Origin of the sequence: Floccifex sp. (assembly GCF_051873495.1) — a bacterium.
Taxonomy (GTDB): Bacteria; Bacillota_I; Bacilli_A; order Erysipelotrichales; family Erysipelotrichaceae; genus Floccifex.
Window position 1 is genome coordinate 1 of the sequence record NZ_JBJEEX010000047.1, and the last position, 11,057, is coordinate 11,057.

General features: G+C 33.0%; 13 protein-coding genes. 1 reads left to right on the forward strand and 12 read right to left on the reverse strand.

Going from position 1 to position 11,057, the window contains the following annotated elements:
- Positions 1-62 precede the first annotated feature (62 nt).
- The 4 genes from ACI313_RS02885 to ACI313_RS02900 form a co-directional block, all read right to left on the reverse strand.
- Positions 63-1,724, reverse strand: coding sequence for a Na/Pi cotransporter family protein (locus tag ACI313_RS02885; RefSeq protein WP_320608541.1), 1,662 nt, complete (start codon positions 1,722-1,724; stop codon positions 63-65).
- A gap of 149 nt (positions 1,725-1,873) precedes the next feature.
- A complete protein-coding gene (locus tag ACI313_RS02890; protein WP_439755227.1) occupies positions 1,874-3,211 on the reverse strand; it encodes an ATP-binding protein in 1,338 nt (445 codons plus the stop codon).
- Positions 3,195-3,890: a response regulator transcription factor gene (locus ACI313_RS02895; protein ID WP_320608539.1), complete on the reverse strand. Its 696-nt coding sequence runs from the start codon at positions 3,888-3,890 to the stop codon at positions 3,195-3,197. The genes ACI313_RS02890 and ACI313_RS02895 overlap by 17 nt, the downstream gene beginning before the upstream one ends.
- A gap of 12 nt (positions 3,891-3,902) precedes the next feature.
- On the reverse strand, positions 3,903-5,627 hold the full coding sequence (locus tag ACI313_RS02900) for a Na/Pi cotransporter family protein (protein WP_439755228.1): 1,725 nt from the start codon (positions 5,625-5,627) through the stop codon (positions 3,903-3,905).
- Positions 5,628-5,795: 168 nt separating this feature from the next.
- Here ACI313_RS02900 and ACI313_RS02905 point away from each other — a divergent pair, with 168 nt between their 5' ends.
- Positions 5,796-5,957 (forward strand): hypothetical protein, encoded by a 162-nt coding sequence (locus ACI313_RS02905; protein WP_320608537.1) that lies wholly within the window; start codon positions 5,796-5,798, stop codon positions 5,955-5,957.
- Between the two features lie 6 nt (positions 5,958-5,963).
- On the opposite strand, the gene phoU is transcribed toward ACI313_RS02905, so the two are convergent.
- From phoU to ACI313_RS02945, 8 genes are all read right to left on the reverse strand, one after another.
- Positions 5,964-6,617, reverse strand: coding sequence for a phosphate signaling complex protein PhoU (phoU, locus tag ACI313_RS02910; protein WP_439755229.1), 654 nt, complete (start codon positions 6,615-6,617; stop codon positions 5,964-5,966).
- Complete coding sequence (gene pstB / locus ACI313_RS02915) at positions 6,617-7,372, reverse strand: phosphate ABC transporter ATP-binding protein PstB (protein ID WP_439755230.1); 756 nt, start codon at positions 7,370-7,372, stop codon at positions 6,617-6,619. Before pstB ends, phoU begins: the two co-directional genes overlap by 1 nt.
- A 2-nt stretch (positions 7,373-7,374) precedes the next feature.
- Complete coding sequence (gene pstA, locus ACI313_RS02920; RefSeq protein ID WP_320608534.1) at positions 7,375-8,229, reverse strand: phosphate ABC transporter permease PstA; 855 nt, start codon at positions 8,227-8,229, stop codon at positions 7,375-7,377.
- Positions 8,222-9,115 (reverse strand): phosphate ABC transporter permease subunit PstC, encoded by an 894-nt coding sequence (gene pstC, locus ACI313_RS02925; protein ID WP_439755231.1) that lies wholly within the window; start codon positions 9,113-9,115, stop codon positions 8,222-8,224. Before pstC ends, pstA begins: the two co-directional genes overlap by 8 nt.
- Entirely contained in the window at positions 9,112-9,936 is an 825-nt protein-coding gene (locus tag ACI313_RS02930) for a phosphate ABC transporter substrate-binding protein (RefSeq protein WP_320608532.1), read from the reverse strand. Before ACI313_RS02930 ends, pstC begins: the two co-directional genes overlap by 4 nt.
- Before the next feature lie 133 nt (positions 9,937-10,069).
- On the reverse strand, positions 10,070-10,372 hold the full coding sequence (locus ACI313_RS02935; protein ID WP_439755232.1) for a hypothetical protein: 303 nt from the start codon (positions 10,370-10,372) through the stop codon (positions 10,070-10,072).
- A gap of 6 nt (positions 10,373-10,378) precedes the next feature.
- The gene (locus ACI313_RS02940) at positions 10,379-10,543 is read right to left on the reverse strand and encodes a hypothetical protein (protein ID WP_320608530.1); all 165 of its coding nucleotides are present in this window, start codon (positions 10,541-10,543) and stop codon (positions 10,379-10,381) included.
- A gap of 64 nt (positions 10,544-10,607) precedes the next feature.
- Positions 10,608-10,898, reverse strand: coding sequence for a hypothetical protein (locus ACI313_RS02945; RefSeq protein ID WP_320608529.1), 291 nt, complete (start codon positions 10,896-10,898; stop codon positions 10,608-10,610).
- Positions 10,899-11,057 lie beyond the last annotated feature (159 nt).

An 11,057-nucleotide genomic window follows, 5' to 3' on the forward strand; every position in this document is an offset into this window, starting at 1 on the left:
GGCAAAATATAACCCCTCGAATAAAATAAAACGAGGGGTTTGTCAACAAACTGAAGGGAGAATCAATCTCCCTTTTGTCCATCTGCTTCGGTTTTTCTTAGCGCAAAGGCAATATTTGTGGCATGGTCTCCTACTCGTTCAAGTGAAGAAATCACATCCGCAAAATAAACACCCGCTCTAGCTGAACATACACCATGTTTCAATCGATCAATATGCGCATCTTGTAGAACTTTTTCATAACGATCAATTTTTTCTTCATTCTTTAAGATGGAATCCATATACGATTCATCCCCAGAGACGAACATCTTTAAAGATTCTTCCAAAGTCACATTGACTGCACCCATCATCTCTTTTAATTCCTCGATACTTTGTTTAGAGAAAGAAAGATTTCTTTCTTTAAAGGTAGGAATCATTTCGGCAATGTCACGAGCATGGTCTCCGATTCGTTCTATGTCACCATTCACATGGAAATAAGCCGCAATCTTATTGGCATCTCCTAAAGGAATGGCATTTTGGTTGATTTTAATCAAGTAATTATTAATTTCTGTATTTAGATAATTAATATATTTTTCGGTTTCAAATACTTGATTTGCACCATCTTCATCCACATCAATCAAACAATCCACAGCTAAATTTAAGTTATTAAACGCCATGTAAGCCATTCGTTCCATTTCCTTAACCGCAACATAAACCGCAACCGTAGGATCTGGAAGGGTATCGCTGATAAAATGTGAAACAAATTGATTTTCGGATTCCTTTGGAACTCCATCTTCTCCAGGTACAATGACATATGTCAATTTGATAATCCAGTTCATAAATGGATAGAAAACAATAACTTGGAATACTTTGAATAAGAAGTGTGTATACGCAATTTGTCTTCCCAAAGTACCTGAATCTGTTCCACCACCTGCAATGGCAATAATAATGTTTTCAATGAAATCACCAGCTACCAACAACAATACGAACATTAAGACTGTTCCAAATACGTTGAACAACAAGTGAATCAAAGCTGTACGTTTCGCATTTTTACCACCACTAAATGCGGTTAATAAAGCGGAAGTACATGCACCAATATTACATCCTAAAATTACAAACATACAAATTCTTAAGTCAACCAATCCTTGGCTAGCCATAACAACTAAAATGCTGACTGTTACCGAAGATGATTGAACAACGGATGTGATAACCAATCCAAGTAGTACACCTAAAATCGGATTTGTGAAATTAGCTAAGAAATCAATCACAAACTGCATGTCTCTTAATTGGCCCATAGCCGATGACATGGCACTGATTCCCATAAATAAAATACCAAATCCCAATACAATTTCTCCTGATTTTTTAACCATTGGTTCTTTGAAGAAATTGCACATGATGGCTCCCACTAGAACAAAGATAGGCGCTACAGCACTTAGTTTAAAAGCAACTAATAATGCGGTAACGGTTGTACCAATGTTGGCTCCTAAAATAATTCCGCTCGCTTGTGACAAGTTCATTAAACCCGAATTCACAAAGCTGACAGCCATGGAAGTCGCTGCACTAGAAGATTGAATGACAGCCGTGAAGAATAAACCCACAAGTAACCCTAAAAACCGGTTTTTTGTGAATGCTTCTAGAATTGATCGAAGCTTACTCCCTGCGACTTTTTCAATACCATGACTCATCATGTTCATTCCGGCAAGAAATAGTCCAAGGCCTCCCATCAATTCAACAATAATTGTAACCATTTTTTGTCTCTCCTAAATAATTAAGGCAAACGCCTTTAAACTAATTTTACTTTATCTTACACAAATTACAATTATTTTTTACTTTACTAGCTTTTATTTTACATACTTTTTACATTAAACGTTAAAAAAAAGCCTTTCTTACGAAAGACTTAGAAACGAATTATAATTTGACACCCTTTACCTACATCACTAATCAATTCAATATGAGCATCATGGATTTCCACAACATGTTTGACAATGGCCAAACCAAGTCCTGTTCCTCCTGTTTGTCTAGATCTAGATTTATCCACACGATAAAATCTTTCAAAGACACGGTCTTGTACATCTTTAGGAATTCCAATTCCATTGTCTTTCACACTTAAAACTACGCCATCCTCATGATAAATACGAACTTGTACATACCCGCCTTCATTATTATATTGAATCGCATTTTGTACTAAGTTTGTAATCATTTCTTTTAATAATTCTGTATTTGCTAAAATAACTTCATCAGATCCTGTACAAGTTAATTCAATATTTTTCTTTTGGGCATTGATTTGAACGCTCTGACAAACTTCTTTAGCCACATCCAATAAATGAACACTCACAAAATCACTATGTTTTTCGGTATGATCCAACTCTGATAAATTAATAATATCATTAATTAAAGCCAATAAACGATTCGCGTTTTCTCTAATTTGTTTGGCAAAATATACTTCCTGATCTTTAGGAACCATATTATTTTCAATTAATTCCGCATATCCACTAATAGCCGTCAAAGGCGTCTTTAATTCATGAGACACATTTGCGGTAAAGTCTTGACGCGACTTGGCTGCCAATAAAATATTTTCATGTTGAGAACGAATCTTATTCGCAAAAGGAACTAATTCCTTATAGGCTGGTTCTTCAATAGGATTATCTAAATTCTCAGCCATATGATTAATTGGCTCAAGTAATTGTTTCGTTAAATAATGAGATAAGAAAAAACAAACAAATAAAATCAACAATAAAATCAAAAGAATATAAGGAACCAACGATAAGAAAATACTCGTAATTGTTTTAGCCATAATCGATACACGAAGAATCGTACCATCATCCATTAAAATCGCATAATAATACGTATTCATCTGTAAAGAATCCGATTTACGAACACATTCTCCTTGTCCAGTTTCAATGGCACTTTGAATTTCGGGACGATTTAAATGATTCTGAAGATTATTCACATCCACATCATTGTCATATAAAACCGTTCCATCTTGATCAATCCAAGTAATACGAAGATTATCTTCTCGAATATTCTCAAATAAATTCGGAATATCCTCATATGTATCATTTTCATAATATGAATGCAGTACATCCGTATCTTCAATGACCTGGGCATAAATACGCAAATCATTTTTTACTTGATTTTCAAATGAATTGTAACAAGCATAGATAACCCCAACAGCCGTAGACAACATGGCAATAAAGGCAATGATAAATAATCTAGAACTAATCTTCTGTTTCATCGCTATTTACTCTTTGAAGAACATATCCCACATTACGAATTGTCTTAATACACTTTCCACTGTCTTTTAATTTTTGTCGTAGCGTTTTAATATGCATATCCACGGTACGACTTTCTCCTTCAAAATCAGTATCCCAAACCACTCTCATAATCGCATCCCGCGATAACACTACTTCGACATTAATCATTAAATAACGAAGTAGTTCAAATTCCTTATATGTTAGTTCTACAACCTCATCTTTTACATATACAATATGACGCGTATAATCCAAGGTAATGTCATTTACTTTTAATAACACCGGATCTTTATCTTGTGTTCTTCGAAGCAAAGCTTTTACTCTAGAAATAAGTTCCATGATAGAAAAAGGCTTTTTAATATAATCATCTGCACCTTCATCCAATCCACGTACCATATCAATTTCCGTGGACTTTGCACTAACCATTATGATAGGTAATTTACGTGTTGTTGGATTTTTACGAATTTTCTTAACAACTTCATATCCATTTTCATCCGGTAACATAATATCTAATAAAACTAGATCCGGCATTGTTTCTTCTAGTTTTTTAAAGAAAGAAGATGACTTATCAAATGTCTTTACGTCATAGTTACAATTCTTAAGCGCTATGCTCTCGATTTCACTTATACTTTCATCATCTTCCACAATATATATTAAAGTCATATTTCCTCTTTTCTAAGGTAATACATATGTATCCTTGATTTTATTATACTCATCTTTAAACCACGATGCATCTAAAACCAAGTCATCCATTGCCATCATATGCTTAGAAACATTCGAACAATGATCTCCTACTCTTTCATAACTGATAATTAAGTCTTCCAATACCAATCCTGCTTCAAGTGAACATTCACCAGAGCGTAAACGCATAATATGACGTTTTTTCATTTCATCGCTTAATTTATCAACAATCTCTTCTAATGGTTGAATTTCTTTTGCACGATCTGGATTCATTTCATCAAAAATTTCAATCGTTAAATCTAAAATATCTTTAATCGATGAGGCAAAGATATCTAAGTCAACTAAAGCTTTTTCAGACATCTTAATTTTATTTTTAATGATTTCATCACTGCTATCAACGACATTAATAGAATGATCTGAAATACGTTCAAAATCATTTACACAATGAAGAAGGAAAGACAATTCTTTACTATCATCATTCGATAAATTCTGGCTAGACAATTTAACCAAATATGTATTTAATTCATCCTCATATAAATCTACTTTTTCTTCTAATTGATATACCTTTTTACGTTTTTCATCACTTGGATCTTTAAGATTATCAATTGCCAATAAAAATGCCTTACGAGACAAATGCGCCATTTGTGCTACGGCATCTTTACATAACTTAACCGCAAATCCAGGTTGATCTAAGAAACGTTGATCCAATACTGTAACACGATCTTCTTCTTTTTGTTCGACTTGTTTATCTGGCACAATTAAAGTAGCTAATTTAACTAGCCAATCACTAATTGGAAGCATCACTAATACACAGGCAATGTTAAAGATACTATGAATTAAGGCAATGCTGGCTGGTGAAGCAATTGTATCTAAGAACGCATAATGGAAAATCAAGTTAGATCCATAGAATACCACCATAAAAATAACCGAACCAATTATGTTAAAGAACAAGTGAATCATAGCCGTACGACGAGCATTAATATTAGCTCCAATAGAAGAAATAATTGCGGTTACACATGTCCCAATGTTTTGTCCCATAATAATAGGAATCGCAATATTATAGCGAATGGCTCCTGTTGAACATAGCGCTTGTAAAATACCCACACTAGCAGAAGACGATTGAATGACTGCTGTAAGTAATGCCCCTGCTAAGATTCCTAAAATCGGATTGGAAAACATTGTTAAGATACTAGTAAATGCTGGATTATCCGCTAAAGGAGCAACAGCTCCACTCATTTGTTCCATACCAAACATTAAAGTCGCAAATCCAAGTAAAATTGTTCCTACATTTTTCTTATTGTCGCTTTTCTTAGACATATATAAAACAATTCCAATTAAAGCTAAAATAGGAGAAAAATTCTTAGGTTTACACATTTGTAGTAAAAAATTAGAACCCTCAATTCCTGTTAACGATAAAAGCCAAGCTGTAACTGTTGTACCAATATTGGCACCCATAATAATTCCAACCGCTTGGTTCAACTTCATAATTCCCGAGTTCACAAACCCAACAACCATAACCGTTGTTGCACTTGATGATTGAATTACTGCGGTAACAACCGCTCCTAATAAAACGGCCATAATACGTTTTGAGGTTAATTTCTCTAAGATTTGTTCTAATCTTCCCCCAGATAATTGTGTTAGACCATCACCCATTACATTCATTCCAAATAAGAAAAGGGCAAGTCCACCTACCATTGTTAATATTCCAAATATATCCATATAAATTTACATATCCTTTCGCTATCATATTATGGAGCTTATGTAAAATCTAAGTAAACTTCTATGTAAAGGACATGTAAAATTTAATATTTTTTACTCAATATTTACTTATCTTCCATTTCAAATTTACACATTTAAGTTAATTTGAAATTGAAAGAAGGAATCACTATGAAACAAAAAACACAATTATTTATTAATTCTTTACTTGGATTTCTCATTGGATTGATTTTATCGATTCCATTTTCCTATCCAACAAATTGGATTATTCCTTTGTCTATCATGATACTATTTGGATATACAACAATCTTTTATTATTACAGAAAAGAATAGCTCACGCTATTCTTCTTTATTTTCAGGATCATTATCCAATGAATAAATAACCCATTCCGCAATATTCGTTACATGATCTCCAATTCGTTCTAAGTATTTATTGACCATCAATAAATCAACGGCTGCTCTTCCTTTTTCAGGGTTATTATGAATTAACTGAATTAAATCCTCTTTATTGGATTCAAACAATTGATCCACATTATCATCCATATCAATTACTTCTTTTGCCAAGTCCATGTTACGGTTGACATACGCATTAATACTTTGAATCAACATAGCTACGACATCTGAATACATTTCCTTGAATTTTCTTTCATTAAATAAAATAGGACAATCTTTCATATCAATGACCAATTCTGAAATATCCGATGCATGGTCTCCAATTCGTTCCATATCCGTTACCATTTTTAAAGCCGCTGTAATGGTACGTAAATCACGTGCTACGGGTTGTTGTTGAATCAATAAGTTGAAACAAATATTTTCAATTTTCTTTTGATAATGATTCACATTTTCATCGTCTTTGATGATTTGTTTAGCTCCTTCAATATCCGCTTCAAAGAAATACTTCATCGCATTTTGAATCGCATTTTGAATCAAATATGCCATATCCAATAAATCTACATGTAATACATTTAATTGTTCATCAAACTTTGATCGCATTAGCCAAATCTCCCTGTTATATAATCTTCTGTTCGTTTATCCTTAGGATAAGAAAAAATTTGTTTAGTACTACCAAATTCAACTAAATCCCCGACAAGGAAAAACGCTGTATCATCGCTTACACGAGCTGCTTGTTGCATATTATGCGTTACAACAACAACTGTGTAATTCTTTTTTAATTGTTCCATCAATTCTTCAATTTTTAATGTTGAAATAGGATCTAGAGCACTTGTTGGTTCATCCATTAATAAAATATCAGGATGCACAGCTAAAGCACGAGCAATACAAATACGCTGTTGTTGTCCACCCGATAATCCTAAAGCCGATTTCTTTAGACTATCTTTGACTTCATCAAAAATCGCAGCTTGACGTAAACTATCTTCTACAATTTTATCTAATGTCTTTTTATCTTTGATTCCATGAACTCTTGGACCATAGGCAATGTTGTCATAAATACTCATTGGAAACGGATTCGGTTGTTGGAAAACCATTCCGACTTTCTTTCTAAGTGAAATCGTATCATAGTTTTTATCATAGATTTCTTGTCCTTCAATTTTAATAGATCCTTCAATTTTAACTCCATCAACTAAATCATTCATACGATTTAACGTACGAAGAAAAGTTGATTTTCCACATCCACTAGGACCAATTAAAGCTGTAATGGAATTTTTTCTGATATCCATATTGATATTTTTTAGAGCTTGTTTTTCGCCATAAAATAAATTTAAATCACGCACTTCGATAATATTTTCCATATTTACTCCTTCGTATTATCAAATTTCTTAGCCAATACTTTTGTCAAAATATTGATAAAGAAAACAATAATTATTAATACAAACGCAATTCCAAACGCTGTTGTGAAATCACCATCCGCTGTAGCCGATAAATACAATTGAATGGTCATTGTTCCTCCTGATTGGAATATCTTGCCAAAGAATCCTTTAACTGTTTTAGGAAGAATCTTAGCTGATCCTGCTGTAAACAATAAGGCCGCACTTTCACCAACAATACGTCCCACTGATAGAATGACTCCGGTAATAATTCCTGGAAGTGAACATGGAATCAAAATGGTACGAATCATATACCATTTTCCAGCTCCTAAACCAATGGCACCTTGTCGATAACTATCAGGCACTGTTTTTAATGATTCTTGAGTATTTCGAACAATCAAAGGCAAAATCATAAGTGATAAAGTAAGGGATCCTGTTAAAAGGGAATATCCCATACGAAGGGATTGTCCAAAGAACATCATTCCAAATAGACCATAAATAATAGAAGGAATACCAGCTAAAGTTTCAATCGCAAATTCGATGGAACTCACTAATTTTCCTGGCTTTGCGTATTCATTTAAATAAATTGCCGCTCCAATTCCTACTGGAAGAGAAAATAACATCGATAATACAATGATATAAACGGTATTTAAGATGTTTCCAGCAATTCCCACTGTTCCTTTTAAACTCGAAGAAACTTCAGTTAAGAAAGACCAATTAATGGCTCCTATTCCTTTTACGCACACATAAATTAAAATACCTGCAAGTAAAAGAACTGATAAAGAAGCACATACATATATAATTCCAAGTAAAAGATTGTCTTTAATGGCTTGTTTATGCATGTTGTTCTCCTTTCTTCTTTATCTTCAATAACACGAAGTTAATGATCATAATAAAGATATATAAAACCAATCCAACAGTGAATAATACTTCACGATGTAAACCAGAAGAATAACTCATTTCACTAACTAATTGGGTAGTTAAGAAGCGAACCGAATTAAATGGAAGTGGCATATTAACTGCTCCACCGGCAACCATATTAATGGCCATAGCCTCTCCAATGGCACGTCCAATTCCCAATACAACACTGGCAACGATTCCTGATTTAGCAGCTGGTAAGATGACTTTAAAAATAGTCTGCATCTTAGTGGCTCCTAGGGCAAGTGAGGCTTGTTTTAAGCTCTTAGGAACGGCACGAATGGCACTGGCACTCATATTAATAACCGTTGGTAAAATCATGATTGCTAATACAATAATGGCCGCTAACATATTGGCTCCCCCAGTAAATTGATGAGTCGTTGAATTCGCAAATATTATTTTTTCTAGTTTAAATAACACCGGATTTAATATCATCATTCCCAATAATCCATAAATAACCGAAGGAATGGCAGCTAGTAATTCAACCGCTGGAGAAACAATAGATGCTAATTTTTTACTGGCAATTTCCGTTAAGAAAATAGCTGTCATTAATCCAATGGGAACACCAATTGCCACAGCACAAGTTGTTGCCAATAATGAAGATAAAATAATGTATAAAATACCATAGGATGGATTCGATCCCGTTGGTTTCCATACCGTACCAAATAATAACTCTAAAGGACCTACTTTAAATAAAGCGGGAACTCCTTTTAATATCATATAAACAGTGATGGAACAAATAGCGAAAATTGCCACAGAAGCGCATCCCGTGACAACTATTTTTGCTATTCGTTCTTTAGAAGAAATCATTTTGTTTCAGGAAGAATCAATCCTAAAGAAGAGATGACTTCCTGACCTGCATCAGAATTAATGTATTCAAACCAAGTTTGAACCGCTTCGCTTTGTTCACTAATTTCTCCCATTGTAGCCATTACAAATGGACGAGATAATAAGTAATCACCAGCTAAAATATTTTCTTCTGTTGCTTCAACACCATTTAAATCAATTTTTGAAACAGTATCATCAACAACATCTAATGAAACATAACCAATAGCACCAGGAGTTGCAGCAACTTTTCCTAATACAGCTCCAGTAGAATCTAATTCTTGAGCATAGGCACATTGTTCTTCAACATCAACTAATTCTTCAAAAGCTGATCTTGTACCTGAACCATTTTCACGTCCAATAACAACGATTGATTCATCTTTTCCACCAACTTCTGACCAGTTTGTGATTTTACCTGTATAAATATCAGCTAATTGTTCAGTTGTTAAGTTTGTTACTTCGTTTTCTGTATCAGTGATTAAGGCAATTCCATCAACTGCTACAACATTTTCAACTAAACCATTATTTTTTTCATCATCTGTTAATGCACGAGAAGCATCTCCAATATCAACACTTCCAGCAGCTAAGCTTTCAAGACCTGCTGTTGATCCTGTATATTCAACTTGTACATTGATATCTGGATATTCTTCCATAAAACTTTCTGATAAGGCATCACATAATTTATTCATTGATGTGCTTCCTGCTAAAGCAATGGATCCACTAACACTTTCATTTGATGATCCACATCCTGTTAATACAGAGGCAAACAATGTAAGAGCTGTCCCTGCAGCTAAAAATTTCTTCATATTCTTTAAAATCCTTTCCATCCGTGATCACGCTAATATAATAGAAATCGCATGTAAAAAGAAAAATCATCTAAAGGTAAAATGAAAGTAAAAAGAAAATAAAAGAACAAACACCGTTTAAATAGATGTTTGTTCATTGATTGTCATTAACGTCTTTTTCTTTAACTTTATAATATATAAATAAAATTAGGGAATTAATTACTGAGATAATAAAAATAATGATTGTATATTTAGGAATATCTTCTCCATTAATGAATTCATCCATATGCATAATAAAAGTAACACATATCACATAAAAAATTGAATATACCTGAGAAATAAGTCTACCGTGTTTTAATTTCAATGTTTTTTTATTTAACATAAACAAAGAATAAACAAGTAAACCTATTGCAATTACTTTAAGTGTAAATATTAAATTATATGTAATTACATCCATAAACCGTTAATATTTGGTCACCATGCAAACTGAAACAATGTCATAAATATTTGTTACACCTGCTTCTACCAAGCATTGTAAAACTTGACTATATAATTTAGGATTATTTGCTACATCTTGCCAATTTCCATAATTATAATCAGGCCAATCTGCTTCTCTAGTTTCAATCATTGGATTTTGATAAGTCGTTTCGATTTTTTCATAAATTTGTTCCTCCTTCTTAACTATCTTTATTCTATTTTATTATGTTATATCCATTGGTCTGACCTCCTAAAAGATTAGCTTCCCAAAGCTTCTTTTTTAATTCTTTGTTTATAGGATCTACTCCAGACAAAGATGTTTTGAGTTCACTATTTTCTATTATCAATAATGACGGGACAGATGATAATGTATATCCAGAAATATCCGTAGAATCTTCTTCCGCTTTAACAAATATATTCAAGTCCTTACACTGATCCGCATCAACAAAATAAATCTTAGGATTATTGAAATTGACTGTATAATATTCAATTATTGGTTCTAACATGTCACAAAATAGACAATCCTTTGTCGTGAAATAAATGTAGTACTTATTATTATATTTTATAACAACATTTATAAGTTGTAATTACAATTTTCAAAACAACAAACAAAATAAATATCCACCAGCCTAGCTGGTGGTTTTTCAGTTTCGGGCATAGCCCTG